The organism is uncultured Ellagibacter sp. (genome assembly GCF_934643285.1).
Classification (GTDB): Bacteria; Actinomycetota; Coriobacteriia; order Coriobacteriales; family Eggerthellaceae; genus Ellagibacter.
In genome coordinates this window covers 294,363-310,498 of record NZ_CAKUBT010000001.1, presented here as the reverse complement: position 1 = coordinate 310,498, position 16,136 = coordinate 294,363, and the positions used below count along the sequence as shown (strand labels likewise).

At 61.7% G+C, this 16,136-nt stretch carries 12 protein-coding genes; all 12 read left to right on the top strand.

The window, feature by feature from the left end; genetic code table 11:
* Nucleotides 1-96: 96 nt before the first annotated feature.
* The 12 genes from serA (at nucleotide 97) to coaD (ending at nucleotide 16,021) form a co-directional block, all read left to right on the top strand.
* On the top strand, nucleotides 97-1,677 hold the full coding sequence (gene serA / locus Q0I65_RS01415) for a phosphoglycerate dehydrogenase (protein ID WP_296058982.1): 1,581 nt from the start codon (nucleotides 97-99) through the stop codon (nucleotides 1,675-1,677).
* A gap of 402 nt (nucleotides 1,678-2,079) precedes the next feature.
* Complete coding sequence (locus tag Q0I65_RS01410; RefSeq protein WP_296058980.1) at nucleotides 2,080-4,074, top strand: toprim domain-containing protein; 1,995 nt, start codon at nucleotides 2,080-2,082, stop codon at nucleotides 4,072-4,074.
* 72 nt (nucleotides 4,075-4,146) lie between these two features.
* Nucleotides 4,147-6,387, top strand: a complete 2,241-nt coding sequence (locus Q0I65_RS01405; RefSeq protein WP_296058978.1) for a DNA gyrase subunit A — start codon at nucleotides 4,147-4,149, stop codon at nucleotides 6,385-6,387.
* A 160-nt stretch (nucleotides 6,388-6,547) separates the two neighbouring features.
* Entirely contained in the window at nucleotides 6,548-8,083 is a 1,536-nt protein-coding gene (locus tag Q0I65_RS01400) for a 2-isopropylmalate synthase (RefSeq protein ID WP_296058976.1), read from the top strand.
* Nucleotides 8,084-8,193: 110 nt separating this feature from the next.
* Nucleotides 8,194-9,108 (top strand): UDP-N-acetylmuramate dehydrogenase, encoded by a 915-nt coding sequence (gene murB / locus Q0I65_RS01395; protein ID WP_296058974.1) that lies wholly within the window; start codon nucleotides 8,194-8,196, stop codon nucleotides 9,106-9,108.
* Nucleotides 9,109-9,339: 231 nt separating this feature from the next.
* Nucleotides 9,340-9,807, top strand: coding sequence for a ribosome maturation factor RimP (gene rimP, locus Q0I65_RS01390; protein ID WP_296058973.1), 468 nt, complete (start codon nucleotides 9,340-9,342; stop codon nucleotides 9,805-9,807).
* A gap of 18 nt (nucleotides 9,808-9,825) precedes the next feature.
* Nucleotides 9,826-11,043: a transcription termination factor NusA gene (gene nusA / locus Q0I65_RS01385; protein ID WP_296058971.1), complete on the top strand. Its 1,218-nt coding sequence runs from the start codon at nucleotides 9,826-9,828 to the stop codon at nucleotides 11,041-11,043.
* Between the two features lie 26 nt (nucleotides 11,044-11,069).
* Nucleotides 11,070-11,366 carry a YlxR family protein gene (locus Q0I65_RS01380; RefSeq protein ID WP_158048469.1) on the top strand — a complete coding sequence of 99 codons (297 nt, stop codon included), beginning with the start codon at nucleotides 11,070-11,072 and terminating at the stop codon, nucleotides 11,364-11,366.
* Nucleotides 11,367-11,378: 12 nt separating this feature from the next.
* Entirely contained in the window at nucleotides 11,379-14,135 is a 2,757-nt protein-coding gene (gene infB, locus Q0I65_RS01375; protein WP_296058968.1) for a translation initiation factor IF-2, read from the top strand.
* A 9-nt stretch (nucleotides 14,136-14,144) separates the two neighbouring features.
* Nucleotides 14,145-14,522, top strand: coding sequence for a 30S ribosome-binding factor RbfA (gene rbfA, locus Q0I65_RS01370; protein WP_296058966.1), 378 nt, complete (start codon nucleotides 14,145-14,147; stop codon nucleotides 14,520-14,522).
* 1 nt (nucleotide 14,523) lies between these two features.
* Complete coding sequence (locus tag Q0I65_RS01365; RefSeq protein ID WP_296058964.1) at nucleotides 14,524-15,510, top strand: bifunctional oligoribonuclease/PAP phosphatase NrnA; 987 nt, start codon at nucleotides 14,524-14,526, stop codon at nucleotides 15,508-15,510.
* Between the two features lie 28 nt (nucleotides 15,511-15,538).
* The gene (coaD, locus tag Q0I65_RS01360) at nucleotides 15,539-16,021 is read left to right on the top strand and encodes a pantetheine-phosphate adenylyltransferase (RefSeq protein WP_366513191.1); all 483 of its coding nucleotides are present in this window, start codon (nucleotides 15,539-15,541) and stop codon (nucleotides 16,019-16,021) included.
* Nucleotides 16,022-16,136: the final 115 nt, after the last annotated feature.

Sequence of the window (16,136 nt, the reverse complement as noted above, 5' to 3'; positions counted from 1 at the left end):
ACGGAAACGAATTCGGCCGCGGGGGAGCGTTCCCTCGCGGTCGAATTTGCGAATCGAGCGCGCGATAAGCGGCCTTGTCTGAGAAGGGAATTCGCCATGACGCACAAGAAGGTTCTCGTAGCCGATCGGATCGCGAAGGAGGGCATCGACGTCCTGCGCGATAAGGGCTACGACGTCGATGTGAAGCTCGACCTGACCGAAGACGAGCTCGCGGCGCAGATCGCCCCCTACGATGCGATCGTCGTGCGCTCGGCGACGCCGGTGACGCGCCGGGTCATCGAGGCCGCGGAGAACCTGAAGATCATCGGCCGCGCGGGCGTGGGCGTCGACACGATCGACCTTGACGCGGCGACCGAGCGCGGCGTTATCGTGTGCAACGCCCCGACCTCGAACATCATGAGCGCAGCGGAGCACACCATGGCGCTCATGCTCGCCTGCGCGCGCCAGCTTCCCCAGGCGAACGCGAGCATGCATGAGGGCAAGTGGGAGCGCTCGAAGTTTTTGGGCAAGGAGCTCTACGAGAAGACGCTCGCCATCTTCGGCCTCGGCCGCATCGGCGGGCTTGTGGCCGAGCGTGCGCGCGCCTTCGGCATGAAGATCATCGGGCACGACCCGTATTGCAGCCCTGAGCGCGCCGACCAGCTGGGCGTGGAGCTTTTCGAGCGCGTGGAAGACGTGCTCGCGCGCGCCGACTTCATCACCGTGCATCTGCCGAAGACGCCCGAGACCATCGGTATGTTCGGCCCCGAAGAGTTCGCTGCCATGAAGGACGGCGTCGTGCTAATCAACGCGGCGCGCGGCGGCATCTACAACGTGAAGTCCCTTTCCGATTTCGTCGCCGCGGGAAAGATCTTCGCCGCGGGCATCGACATGTTCGAGGAAGAGCCCTGCACGGGCGGCCCCTTGCACGAGTTCGACAACGTGCTCTTGACGCCTCACCTGGGCGCTTCCACCCACGAGGCGCAGGTGCGCGCCGGCGTGCAGATCGCGGAGTACGTCTCGAGCGGTCTTGAGGGCTCCATCGTTCCTACGGCGCTCAACATGACGCTCGTTCCGCCCGAGATGATGGACGCGGTGGGCCCCTATGTCCCCGCCTGCCAGATGATGGGCCGAATCCTGGCGCAAATCCTGGGGTGCATCCCCAAGACGCTGCGCGTCGAGGCGGCGGGAACGATTGCGAACGCGGATGCATCTATCCTGGTCGCAGGCGCGCTCGACGGCATCTTAGCCTATCGCCGCGCGGGGTCGGTCACGCCGGTGAACGTGGAGTCGGTCGCCGTGCGCCATGGTATCAAGGTGGACACCGCCTCGATCGCCGACGCTGACGAGTACGCGTCGGCCGTGAAGGTCGTCGCCGACGGGGTCGAAGTTGGTGCGACGCTCTTCGGCTCGATGCAGCGCCCGCGCATCATGTCGCTGCTCGATTACAAGATCGACATCGCGCCTGCCAAGCAATCGCTCGTGTTCGAGTATGTCGACGCCCCCGGCCGCATCGGCGCGATCGGCACGTTGCTCGGCAACGAGGGTGTGAACATCACGACGATGCAGATCGGCACGAAGCCCTCCGAGAAGACGGCGCTCGTGTACATGAACGTCGAGGGCAACGTGGACGACCAGCTGCTCGAGAAGCTTTCGGGCACGCTTGACTTCAAGAACGTGTGGTCGTTCAGCCTGTAAGCGTTCGGTTCCTGCGTCAAAGCGCGCTTCTGTGGGCGCCCGATTCCGAGGCGATGTCGCCAAAGGGTCGGGCGCCCCTGTTGTGTGGGGCTTCTACCTGGGGTAACGTGCTCCCGATAGCGTTTTTTGCTTCTTTCAGGGCGAGCAAGCTTGATGCCTCGAACCTGTGCGAGCAAACCGCTATACACGAACGTATGTCCGATGAATTTGCTGTGTCCTCCACGCGTTGCAGGCGCGGCATGTGGTAAAGTCGGTCATTGTGCATCGCGCCAGCAGAGTCTGGCCCACAAGGCCTGCCATCAGCGTCGCGCCCTTCGCGCCGCGCATCGAGCGGGAAGGCGGCTTTGCCCTAAAGGGCTTGGAAGCTGCGCAAGAGGAAACACTATCATCGAAAGAGCGAGAATGGCAAACACCACGGCCGATTATGGCAACGACAGCATTCGCCAGCTGAAAGACGAGGAGCGCGTCCGCCTGCGCCCCGCGGTCATCTTCGGCTCCGACGGCCTTGACGGCTGCGCGCACGCCGCCTTCGAGATTCTGTCCAACTCGGTCGACGAGGCTCGCCAGGGCTATGGCGACCTCATCACGCTGACCGCGTTTGTCGACGGCTCGATCCAGGTCGAGGACCACGGCCGCGGCTGCCCGCTTGACTGGAACCCCACGGAAAAGCGCTTCAACTGGGAACTTGTCTTCTGCGAGCTGTATGCGGGCGGCAAGTACAACAACAACCAGGGCGGCGACTACGACTTCTCGCTCGGCACCAACGGCTTGGGCTCGTGCGCCACGCAGTACGCCTCTGAATACATGGATGTCACCGTATGGCGCGACGGCAACAAGTACTCCCTGCATTTCAAGAAGGGCAAGGTCGTCGGCGCCAAGAAGAAGGCGCTCGAGGTTGAGCCTTCTGTCGAGAAACGGACGGGCACCACCATCAAATGGCGTCCCGACCTTGAGGTTTTCACGTCTATCGACATCCCTGCCGAGTGGTATCGCGAGACCATGCGTCGCCAGGCGGTCGTCAACGCCAATGTCACCTTCCGTTTGCGCCTCGAGGGACCTGAGGGTTTCACGGAGGAAGACTTCTGCTATCCCAAGGGCATCGAGGACTACGTTCTCGAAAAGGTAGGCTCCGAGTATCTGACCGAGCCCTTCTTCATCCAGGCCGATCGCCGGGGCCGCGATCGCGACGACCTGCCCGACTACAACGTCAAGATCACTGCGTGCCTGTGCTTCTCCCGTACCTTCCAGATGCAGGAGTACTACCACAACTCGTCGTGGCTCGAAAACGGCGGTTCGCCCGAAAAGGCCGCCCGCAGCGCTCTGACCAGCGCACTTGATGCCTATATCAAGTCGCAGGACAAGTACACCAAAAACGAGTCCGCTATCAAATGGCAGGACGTGCAGGACTGCCTCGTGCTCGTGACGAACTGCTTCTCGACGCAGACGTCCTATGAGAACCAGACGAAGAAGGCCATCAACAACCGCTTTATCCAGCAGGCAATGACGGCGTTTTTCAAGGAGCGCCTCACGACCTACCTCATCGAGAACAAAGACGATGCGGGCAAAATCGTCGACCAGGTGCTCATCAACAAGCGCTCGCGCGAGAACGCGGAGAAAACCCGTCAGAGCATCAAGACCAACCTGCAGCAGAAGACCGACATGGCCAACCGCGTGCAGAAGTTCATCGACTGCCGCTCGAAGGACAAGGACCGCCGCGAGATCTACATCGTGGAGGGCGACTCGGCGGCAGGTGCCATTCGCACGTCTCGCGATGCCGAGTTCCAGGGCGTTATGCCCGTTCGAGGCAAGATCCTCAACTGTCTCAAGGAAGACTACCCGCGCATCTTCAAGTCCGATATCATCATGGACCTGCTGCGCGTCTTGGGCTGCGGCGTCGAGGTTAAAGACAAGCGCATGAAGAACCTCGGCACCTTCGATTTGGAAAACCTCAACTGGAGCAAGGTTATTATCTGCACGGACGCCGACGTCGACGGCTACCACATCCGCACGCTCATCCTCACGATGCTCTACCGGCTCGTGCCGACGCTCATCGATGAGGGCTACGTCTACATCGCCGAGTCGCCGCTCTACGAGATCAACTGCAAGGAGAAGACCTACTTCGCCTACACCGAGCTCGAGAAGAACAACATTCTGAAGGAAATCGGCGACCAGAAGTGCTCGATCAACCGTTCGAAGGGTCTTGGCGAGAACGACCCCGACATGATGTGGCTCACCACCATGAACCCCGAAACGCGGCGCTTGATCAAGGTGGAGCCTGAGGACGTCACCATCATGGAGAGCATGTTCAACCTTCTGCTCGGCAACGACGACGAGGGCCGAAAAAGGCACATTGCCGAGCACGGCAAGGAATACCTCGACCAGCTCGACTTGCAGTAACGCCGTTTGAAAACCACCCGAACCGTCCTGCGGTTCGATAGAGGAGCCCGATACACGCACCAAGGGGAGACCGTGGCAAAGAAGAAGACCAAAACCGCACCGAAGAAAAAGCATGTGGACAATCCCAACGTGATAGGCCTGCACTCCGAGGTAACAGAACAGCCCATCACGCAGACGCTCGAACAGAACTACATGCCCTACGCCATGAGCACCAACGTGTCGCGCGCATTCCCGGAAATCGACGGCTTCAAGCCCTCGCACCGCAAGCTGCTCTACACCATGTACAAGATGGGCCTTTTGAACGGCGCGCGCCAGAAGAGCGCGAACATCGTCGGCCAGACGATGAAGCTCAATCCGCACGGTGACGCCGCCATCTATGAGACCATGGTCCGCCTCGCCACGGGCAACGAGGCGCTGCTCGCTCCGTTCGTCGAGTCCAAGGGCAACTTCGGCAAGTACTATTCCGGTGACTTGAGCTATGCGGCTTCGCGCTACACCGAAGCTAAGCTCTCGCCGATCTGCGCCGAGATCTTCAAGGATATCGATAAGGACCCTGTCGATTTTGTCGACAGCTACGACGGCGCCATGAAGGAGCCGCGCCTTCTGCCCACCACGTTCCCCAACATCCTCGTGTCGGCGAACAAGGGCATCGGCGTCGCGATGGCGTCCGATATCTGCGGCTTCAACCTGAACGAAGTGTGCACGGCAACCATGCACTTCCTCCGCAACCCCGACTGCGACCTGCTGGAATACATGCCTGCGCCCGACTTCTCCACCGGCGGCGAGATCGTCTACCGCCGCGAGGAGATGGAGCGCATCGTCAACACGGGCACCGGCAGCTTCCAGATTCGCTCGCGCTGGCGCTACCTGCCCGACGAGCGCATCATCGAGGTGTACGAAATTCCGTACACGACCAAGACCGACGTCATCATCGAACGCATCGTGAAGCTTTCCAAAGAGGGCAAGGTGCGCGAGATCGCCGATATCCGCGACGAGACCGACCTTTCCGGCCTCCGCATCGCGATCGACCTGAAAAGGGGCGTCGACCCCGAGCAGCTCATGGCGAAGCTGTTCCGATCCACCACGCTGCAGGATTCCTTCGCGTGCAACTTCAATGTGCTTGTCGACGGCTATCCGCGCGTCATGGGCGTGCGCGAGATCCTGCACGAGTGGGTCGCGTGGCGCGTCGAGTCGACCCGTCGCCGCATGAACTTCGATCTGGCGAAGAAGACCGACCGCCTGCATCTGCTCCACGGCCTCGAGGCGATCCTGCTCGACATCGACAAGGCCATCGCGATCATCCGCGGCACGAAGCTTGAAGCCGACGTTGTCCCCAACCTTATGAAAGGCTTTAAGATCGACCAGGTCCAGGCCGAGTTTGTGGCCGAAATCAAGCTGCGCAACATCAACGAGGAATACATCATGAACCGCACGCGGGACATTGTGAAGCTCGAGGGCGACATCGCCGAGCTCAACGATATCCTCGCCAGCGAGGAGAAGATCAAAGACGTCATCCATGACGAGCTGGCCGCGGTGAACAAGAAGTACGTTATGCCGCGCAAGACTGGCCTCGTCGAGCCTTCCGAGATCGTCGAGGTGAACCTCGAGTCCGAGGTTGAGGAATACCCCGTCACCATGATGCTCTCTCGCGACGGCTATCTGAAGAAGATGACCGACCGCGTGCTGCGCAAGGCCGCAACGCTGAAGTACAAGGACGGTGACGAGCCCTTCATCGAGTTCGACTCCTCCAATACGCACGACCTGCTCGTGTTCACCAACCACTGCCAGGTTTACAAGTGCAAGGTCGCCGCATTCGAGGACACCAAGTCGGCGCAGCTGGGGTCGTATCTGCCCACCGATCTGGAGATGGACGACGGCGAGGTTGTGACCTGGGTTATCGACCCCGAAGACTACAAGGCAGACGCGCTGTTCGTCTTCGAGAACGGCCGTGTCGCGCGCGTCGCTCTGTCCGGGTACGCCACCAAGACGAACCGCAAGCGCTTGAAGAACGCGATTTACGGCGGATCCAAGTTGCTCTACGCCCAGGTGCTCAAAGAGGAACGCGACCTTGCGCTCGTGTCGAGCGATCATCGCCTCGTCAACTTCAATACCTCGCTTCTGAGGACGAAGACCACCAACAGCACGCAGGGTGTGCAGGCGCTCACCGTCAAGGGGAGCCGCACGGTGGCCATGGTCGGCAAAGCGGAGGAATTCTTGGGCGGGGAAGCGTCGCTTGAGAAGTTCCGCGCCCAAAGCCTTCCCTCGGCTGGCGCTCCCATGAAGGATACGGACATGAGGAGCCTGTTCGATTAGGGTTATAGCGCGCCGCAGCTTCGGGGAAAATGTGGAGGGTCGTTGCCGATTTCGGGTGAAACCCGAGGGCAGCGGCCCTTCTTTTCTTTGATGCGCAGCGCCTGCGCTAGAATGTTCGCCGCGGTATAAGGCCGCAAGCGTTTTAGAAAGGAACAACGAAATGACGCGCAAGATCGACATCTTTGACACCACATTGCGCGACGGCGAGCAGTCTCCCGGCGCCTCCATGAACACGGAAGAAAAACTGGTGGTCGCGCGTCAGCTACTACGTATGAAGGTCGACGTCATCGAGGCAGGTTTCCCCATCTCAAGCCCCGGTGATTTCGAGAGCGTCCGCCGCATTGCCGAGCTCGCTGGCGACGACGCGACGGTCGTCGGCCTCACGCGCGCCGTCGAGAAGGACATCGATCGTGCTGCCGAGGCGCTCAAGTACGCCAAGCGCCCGCGCATCCACACCGGCATCGGCGTGAGCCCGAGCCATCTGCACGACAAGCTGCGCATCACCGAGGACCAATGCCTCGAGCGCGCCGAGCACTGTGTGCGCTATGCCAAGAAGTACATGAACGACGTGCAGTTCTATGCCGAGGACGCCGGCCGCTCCGACTACGATTTCCTCGTGAAGGTCATCCAGCGTGTCGTCGATGCGGGCGCGACCGTCGTCAACATCCCCGACACCACGGGATACTCTCTTCCCGCCGAGTTCGGCCGCCGCATCGCGTACCTTATGGAGAACGTGCGCGGCATCGAGAATGTCACCGTGTCGGTCCACTGTCACAACGACCTCGGCATGGCGACCGCGCTTGCGCTCGAAGGCGTGAAAAACGGCGCGACCCAAATCGAGTGCACGATCAACGGCCTCGGTGAGCGCGCGGGCAACACGGCGCTTGAGGAAGTCGTCATGGGCATCCGCATGCACGGCGAGGAACTCAACGCCCACACCGACATCAACACGCGGGAGTTCGCCAAGGCAAGCCGTCTTGTCTCCTCGATCACAGGCATGAGCGTGCAGGCGAACAAGGCCATCGTCGGCGCCAACGCGTTCGCGCATTCCTCGGGCATCCACCAAGACGGCGTGCTCAAGAAGCGCGATACCTACGAGATCATCGATCCGGCAGACGTCGGAGCAGGCCAGAGCCAGATTGTCCTCACTGCGCGCAGCGGACATGCGGCGCTCAAGCATCGCCTTGAGGAGCTCGGCTACGAGTTCGAGGGCGACGCGCTCGACAAGGTCTACGAGGACTTCTTGAACCTTGCCGACAAGAAGAAAGAAGTCTACGACGAGGACCTCGAAAGCCTCATTCACGAGCGCGACCGTCAGGTGAGCGCCATCTTCCAGCTCGAGGGCGTGCAGATCTCGTGCGGCACCGACATGATCCCGACGGCGACCGTCACGCTGCGCAACCAGGCCGACCAGGTCGTCACCGCATGCGATTTCGGCACCGGCCCGATCGACGCGATGTATAAGGCCGTCAACAAGATCGTGCAGGTTGAAAACGACCTGACCGAATTCTCGGTGCAGTCCGTGACCCGTGGTATCGACGCGCTCGGCGAGGTGACCATCCGCGTCACCGCCCCTGATGGGGAAGTGTACACGGGCCGCGGCGCCGACAACGACATCGTCGTGTCCTCCGCCCGCGCGTACGTGAACGCCTTGAACCGCCTGCTCAACGACAAGCGGGAGCATCAGCAGAAGTAGCCTTCCGGCTTCTTATCGTTTAGTCTTGTTTCGGGCGGCGCTCTCATCGGACGCCGCCCTTTTAGCGGGCGCATCGGCGCCGCATCGGTCATAACGGAAAGGACGCGCGAATGGACAAATCGCTGCTTGACTCGCTTGCCGCCATCGTCGGCGAGGAGAATGTGCGCCCCTTAGAGCCTCTTGCGCCGCACACCACCTTCAAGATCGGCGGACCCGCCGACGCGTTTGTGTCTCCGCGCAGCGTTGAAGAAGTGTCCCAGGTTGTGTGCGCCTGCGAGCAGGCGAGCGTGCCCTGGCGCGTCATCGGCTGTGGAAGCGACCTGCTCGTTGCCGATGAAGGGGTCGAGGGCGTGGTGATCGAGGTTCGCGGCAACCTCTCAGCGGTTCGTGTGGACGGCACGCGCATTGTTGCGGGTGCGGGTGTCACAAACGCCGCGGTCGCCGAGGCGGCATGCACCGCAGGGCTTTCGGGCTACGAGTTCGCCTGCGGCATCCCCGGCACCGTCGGGGGCGCCGCCGTCATGAACGCAGGTGCCTATGACGGCGAGTTCTCGCAGGTGTGCGCCCACGTCACGTGCGTGACTCCCGAGGGGCGCATCGTGGACGTGTCTCGCGAGGAGGCCGACTGGTCGTATCGCCACAGCATGTTCGACGCGGCGCGCTATGTCGTGGTCGCAGCAACGCTCGAGCTTGCGCCGGCAGATCCCTCCGACATCAGAGCGCGCATGGACGAGCTTGCCGCCAAGCGCGAGGCGAAGCAGCCGATTGACATGCCTTCTGCGGGAAGCACCTTCAAGCGCCCGGAAGGCCACTTCGCCGCAGCGCTTATCGATCAAGCGGGGCTTAGGGGGCTTGCGATCGGCGGCGCCCAGGTTTCCGCCAAGCACACCGGCTTCGTCGTGAACGCAGGCGACGCGACGTCGGCCGACGTGCAGGCGCTCATAGCCGAGGTGCAGCGGCGCGTGCTCGAGTCATCGGGAGTCGCCCTCGAACCCGAGGTGCGCATGTGGGGCCGCGAGGCTTAAGCGTCAGGCGCCGCCTACCGCCCAAATTGTGGCGAACTTGCGCGATGCGGGGGATGACGCTAGCCAGAAGCACCGTTTCTATGGTATAAACTAAACACTGTGCGCAGCGGCGCGCATCATACTTTCGCTTCTTTGAGAAAGTGGGCTTTGCCCGCTTTCTTTGTATGTTAGGGCGAAAAACGCCGCTGGGCAACGAAGCGTGCAACGAAAGCGTTGAAGGAAGGAGGCGACATGCTCACCGCCAAAGAGCAAAAACTGCTCGACGCGCTCGAGCCGACGGCCGCTGCCAGCGGGGTCGAAATCGTAACGCTCGAGATCATGGGGTCGAAGAAGGCTCCGACGATCCGCGTCTTCATCGACACCGAGGAGGGCGTGAGCTTCGACGAGCTCGCAAGCGCCCAGGTGTGGATCAACCGCATCATGGACGAGATCGACCCGTTCCCAGGAGCCTACATGCTCGAGGTTTCCTCTCCCGGAATCGACAGGCCCCTTCGCACGAAGGAGCACTTCGCCCGTTTCGCCGGCGAGCAGGTCGTGGTGAAGACGTCGTCTCCTATCGATGGACGCAGCTCGTTTACGGGCACGCTCGAAGGTTTGGAAGGCGATGACGTGATCGTCGAGGTCGACGGCTCGCGCATCGCTATCGGTTATTCGCTCATCAAGCGCGCTCACGTGGTGGGCGCCGTTGACTTCAGCTAAGAAAGGAAGCGACTGGACGTGGCTAACTCTGAACTGATCGAAGCGCTTCAGGCCCTCGCTCATGAACGCAAGATTGACGAGTTCTACCTGATCGAGCGCTTGGAGGCATCGCTCGCTAAAAGCTATCAGCATATTCTCGACCTTGAATGGGACGCCCGCGTCACCATCGACCGTCAGACGGGCAAGATCTATGTTTACGAGCTTGTTCCCGTTGGCGAGCCCGATCCCGAGACCGGCGAGTACGCCGAGTTCACCGAGCGCGACGTGACCCCCGACGACGTGAGCCGTATCGCGGCGCAAAACGCCAAGAGCGTCATCTCCACGATTGTCCGCGAAGCGGGTCGTCAGTCTATCTACCAGGAGTTCTCGCGTCGTGTGGGCGATCTCGTGACGGGCACCGTGCTTCAGGGAACCCCCGACTTCACCATCATCAAGATTCGCGACGGCGTCGAGGCTGAGCTTCCGCACTACGACCTGAAGCGCTTCCCCAACGAGCGCAACGAGCGTCCGAATAACGAGCACTATCGTCATAACCAGCGCCTGAAGGTGCTGATCATCGACGTGCGCGACCCCGCGAGCGACCTTCCCAAGGCGCGTGGTGACCAGGCGCGCCCGTCCATCATCGTGTCCCGCACCCACCCCGACCTTATCCGCCGCCTTTTCGAGATCGAGGTCCCGGAAATATATGACGGCGTGGTCGAGATCAAGTCGATCGCCCGCGAGCCCGGTGCTCGCTCCAAGGTCGCCGTCGCCTCCCGCGAGCGCAACCTCGACCCGGTCGGAGCCTGCGTCGGCCCGAAGGGCAGCCGCGTGCGCATGGTCGTCGAGGAGCTGCGCAACGAGCGCGTCGACGTTATCCAGTGGAACGAGGACCCGGCGGTCTATGTGGCCAACGCGCTTTCCCCTGCGAAGGTGACGAAGGTCATCATCGACGAGGAGAACAACTACGCGACTGTCGTCGTCCCCGACGATCAGCTTTCCCTCGCCATCGGCAAGGAGGGTCAGAACGCCCGCCTCGCGGCGCGTCTGACTGGCTGGCACATCGACATCAAGAGCGCGAGCTTCGCCGGAGCGCCGCTTCGCAACGAGAACATCCTCATCGACGAAGACGAGATCGAAGACGATGAAGAGGGCTTGTGTGCCTTTGTGGACGAAGAGGGCAACCGCTGCCGCAACCATGCACGACCCAACAGCCGTTTCTGCGGTATCCACGCCGAAATGGAAGACGCGCTCTAAGCGCGTGGGGATTGCGGGAGCGTACAATGGACCAGACGACACCGGCAAAGAAAAAGCAGCGTACCTGCGTTGCCTGCGGTGCGACCGACACGAAGCGCGCGCTTCTGCGCATCGTGCGCTCGCCTTTGGGCGTTGTGTCCTTCGACCCTTCGGGTCGAGCTCCCGGACGCGGTGCTTACGTATGCTCCGCGGAGTGCTTTGCCGCTGCACGCAAGGCGGGTAAACTTGACCGAGCGCTTCGCACGAAGCTCGGTGAGCAGGATTTAGAGCGCATCGCCGGCGAGATGTCTCGCGACACGAGCCGTTGCGTCGGAAGAGAATAAGAGGAGTGGTACATGGCCAGCATGCGAGTACATGAATTGGCGAAAGAATTCGATATGACGAGCAAGGAATTGCTCGACCGGTTGCATGAGATGAAGATACCGGCGAAAAGCCATGCGAGCATGCTTGCCGATGCCTACGTCGATAAGATTCGGAAGAACCTGTCTCCTGAAATCAAGCAGCGCGCTGGCAAGATCGATGCCGAGGAAGCGAAGCAGCTTGCCGAGGAGAAGGCGCAAGAAGAGCGCAAGAAGGCCGAGGAAGAGGCCAGCCGCCGTGCTGCCGTCGAGAAAGAGCGTGCGCTTCGCGAAGCTGAGCGCGCTCGCCGCGAGGGCGGTGCCCCCAAGGGCGAGGCTCGTTCCGAGCAGCCGAAGCGTACACCTAAGAAGGCTCCCGTGAGCAGCGGCTTCGAGGGCCTTGCAAGCCAGATCGAGTCCGAGAAGGAGCGCGTCGCGCGCGAGAAGGCCGAGGCCCGTGCCAAGGCGCGCGCTGCGAAGATGGCAGCCGAGGTCGCCAAGAAGCAGGCGGTCGAGGAAGCACTTCGCTCCCGCGGCAAGAAGTCTTCGAAGCCGGCGACGCAGCACAAGGGCCCGGCCCCCGTGCTCACGCCCAAGAAATCTTCCAACTTCAGCTCGCTGCTTTCTCAGATCGAGTCCGAGAAGCAGCGCATCGAGGCGCAGAAGGCCGAGCAGGCCAACAAGCCCAAGCCCGAGCGTTCCGAGCGCGGCGGCAAGAAGGGCGAACGCGGTGCGAAGAAGGGCAAGCGCGGCAATGTCGTGCAGGTTGTTCCCGAGCTCGAGAACCAAAGCCAAGGCGAGGATCGCTATGCCCAGATGGCCGTACAGGCGGAGAAGCTCCAGCGCGATAAGGTGCTTGCCGAGGCGCGCGCCGCTGTGGCCGCTGCGAACTCGCATGAGGGCGAGGGCCGCCGCAAGAAGCGCAAGGAGAAGCGCCAGGCGGAGGCTCGCGAGCGCATGGAGATGGAGGCCATCCAGAAGGGTCTCGATCCCACGCTCGTGCTCGATGACTCCGTCGTGGAGATTCCCCAGGGCGCCAACGTCGCCAAGTTCGCCGAGCTGCTCGGCGTGCAGCCCAACGACGTCATCAAGCGCCTGTTCATGCTCGGCCAGGTGTTGACGCTCACCCAATCCATGTCCGATGACCTCATCGAGCTTATCGCCGACGACATGGGTCGCAAGGTCCGCGTGGTCTCCCCCGAGGAGGAGTACGCCGTCGTCTACCATGACTCCGAGGAAGATCTGAAGCCGCGTCCGCCTGTCGTGACCGTCATGGGCCACGTCGACCACGGCAAGACCTCGCTGCTCGACGCTATCCGCCACACCGGCGTTGCCGCAGGTGAAGCGGGTGGCATCACCCAGCACATCGGTGCATCCATCGTGAACATCGACGGCCGCCAGATCACCTTCATCGATACGCCGGGCCACGAGGCGTTCACCGCCATGCGTGCCCGCGGCGCTCAGGTGACCGACGTCATCGTGCTCGTCGTCGCTGCCGACGACGGCGTCATGCCGCAGACCATCGAGGCAATCAACCACGCCAAGGCCGCCGATGTGCCCATCGTCGTCGCGGTGAACAAGATCGACAAGCCCGGTGCGAACCCCGATCGCGTCCGCCAGGAGCTCGTCGAGCATGGCGTTATCCCCGAAGAGTGGGGCGGCAAGAACATGTTCGTCGAAGTTTCCGCGAAGAAGAAGCTCCATATCGACGACCTGCTCGAGACCATCCTTCTCCAGGCCGACGTGCTCGAGCTCAAGGCGAACCCCGACGCTGAGGCGTCCGGCTACGTCATCGAGGCGAACCTCGACAAGGGCCGCGGCCCGGTCGCCACGGTGCTCATCCACCGCGGCACGCTGCACACCGGCGACACCGTCGTCGCAGGCACGTCGTACGGCCGCGTCCGTGCGCTCATCGATCCGCGCGGCAAGCATGTCGATTCTGCAGGCCCCGCAGACCCGGTCGAGATTCTCGGCCTGAACAGCGTCCCTACCGCAGGCGACGAGTTCCGCGTGTTCGAAGACGAGCGCGATGCTCGCAAGCTTGCCGAGGAGCGTGCGCTGCGTGCACGCCTCGCCGAGCAGGAGACGAAGTCTCACATGAGCCTCGACGACCTGTTCAGCCGCATCGAAGAGGGCAAGCAGACCGACCTGAACCTCATCGTGAAGGCCGACGTCCAGGGCTCGATCGAGGCCCTGCGCGACGCCTTCGAGAAGATGGACCAGTCCGAGGTGCGCATCAACATCGTGCACTCCGCTGTCGGCGGCATCACCGAAACCGACGTTACGCTCGCAGCTGCCTCCGATGCCATCATCATCGGCTTCAACGTTCGCCCGACTGGTAAGTCGAAGCAACAGGCCGAGAAGGAAAAGGTCGACATCCGCCTGTATCGCGTCATCTATCAGGCGATCGAGGACATCAACGCCGCACGCGTCGGCCTGCTCTCGCCCGACATCGTCGAGGAGGACACCGGCGTCGCCGAGATCCGCGAGACCTTCAAGGTGCCCAAGGTCGGCACGATTGCAGGCTGCTACATCACCGACGGCGAGCTCCATCGCGACGACAAGGTGCGCATCGTGCGCGACGGCACCGTCGTCTTCGAGGGCGAGATCGCCAGTTTGCGCCGCTTCAAGGACGACGTCAAGTCGGTCAAGCAGGGCTACGAGTGCGGTATCGGCATCAGCGGTTACCAGGACCTCAAGGTGGGCGACACCATCGAGGGCTACATCGTCAAAGAGGTCGAGCGCACGGAATAGGAGGTCGGCATGAAGCAAGGATCTTCCAGCCGCAAAGTCAACGAGCAGGCGCGCGAGGTCATCGCGAGCATCCTCCTGTTCGATATATCCGACCCCGAGCTGTCGATGGTCACGATCACCGGCTGCGAGGTGTCGTTCGACCGCAGCGTGTGCAACGTGTACTACTCGACGGGCAAGCAGCGCTACGACAAGGTGGGCGAGGCGTTCACGCGTGCGAGCGGGCGCATTCGCTCGCTTATGGCGCGCCGTCTCTCCTGGCGCGTTGCCCCCGAGCTGCGCTTCATGCTCGATCGAAGCGTCGACACGGCGGAGCGCATCGCCGGCGCCTTGGCGCGCGAGTCGCAGCGTCCGCCGGTCATCGTGAAAGAGGAAGAAGAGGGCGAGTAGCATGCCGGTCACCCCGCAAACGAATGTTTCGCTTACGGAGATTTCCGCGGTTTTGAAATCGCGCGATGATTATGTGATCTGCGGGCATGTGAGTCCTGACGGCGATTGTTTGGGCTCGCAGCTCGCCTTGGCGGGAATCTTGAAGCGCCTCGGAAAGCGGGTGACGTGCGTTTTGGCGAAACCCGAGAAGCCCGATGTTCGTCTCTCCTTCCTTCCGGGGCTTGCCGATATGGTCTACGCACGCGACTTCATGGGGGAGGTCGGGACGTTCGTGGCCGTCGATGTCCCGAACCGCGAGCGGATCGGTGATGCATCGCGCCTGCTCGACGAGGCAGAATATTCGATCACTATCGATCATCACGCGTATCCCGAGACGATGAGCACCCTTACCTATTGCAATCCATCGATGGCGGCAACATCGATGCTCATCTGGGAACTCTCGAAATGCATGCGCGTCGACAACTCGGGCGATATCGCTCTGTGCGCCTACACCGGTCTCGTTACCGATACGGGGCGCTTCCAGTACCAAAACGCCGACTCGCGCGCATTCGCATCGGCTTCCGAGATGATTACCGCCGGCGTTGATGCTTCTTTCGTTTCGCGTGAGGTTTATCAGAATCGTAGCGAGGCGTCGGTGCTTCTTGAGGCCTGCTCCATCAAGCACATGAAGCTCTTCTGCGGCGGGCAGGCGGCGATAAGCTATGTCACGCGTCGCGACTTCGAGAAATGCCATGCGGTGAAGGCAGATGCCGAGGCGCTCATCGACACGCTTCGCTCCATCGCGGGCGTACGCGTTGCTTGCATGCTGCGCGAGCAGGGTGACTCGATTCGCGGGAGCTTCCGCGCGAAGGACGACACCGACGTTGCGGCCATCGCTGCCAGTTTCGCCGGCGGCGGGCACAAGGCTGCAGCAGGTTTTTCCATCGAGGGTCCTATCGAGGGCGCCCTTGTCAGAGTCGAGAAGGCTATCGAACAGGCTCTCAAGTAAACTCGTTATAAAGTGAGGATGAGGCTTTATGGTGAAATGCGCATTGACGCCGGGTACGTTCGACCCGATTACGGTGGGACATCTCGATGTCATCACCCGTGCGTCGCAGCTTGTCGACGAAGTCATTGTTGCCGTTGCCGAGTCGGTGAAGAAAAAACCGCTGTTCACCCTTGAGGAACGCGTCGCGCTTGCGGAGGAGGCAACCCGCGAACTCGACAATGTTCGCGTCGTGCCCTTCGACGGTTTGCTCGTCGACTTCGCGCATGAGGTCGGAGCGACGGCGGTCGTCAAGGGTTTGCGTGCAATCACGGACTTCGAGTACGAGTTCCAGATGACGGCGATAAACTACCAGCTCGACCGCAACCTGGAGACGCTCTTCATCATGTCGACCCCGCAGCATATGTACCTCTCTTCGTCGGTGGTGCGGGAAATCGCCTCCATGGGCGGCGACATCAAAGAGTTCGTGCCGCCCTGTGTCGAGCGTGCGCTCCGAGAGAAGTTTGGGAACTAATCGATCTGAGTTCTTGTTCAGAATCGTACTTCCTTTTGGGGTGCTTTCGATCAGGGGCTTTCGAGTTATGAAGTGAAAAGTGGGAAAGCGGGATCACCCCGCTTTCTTGTTGTAT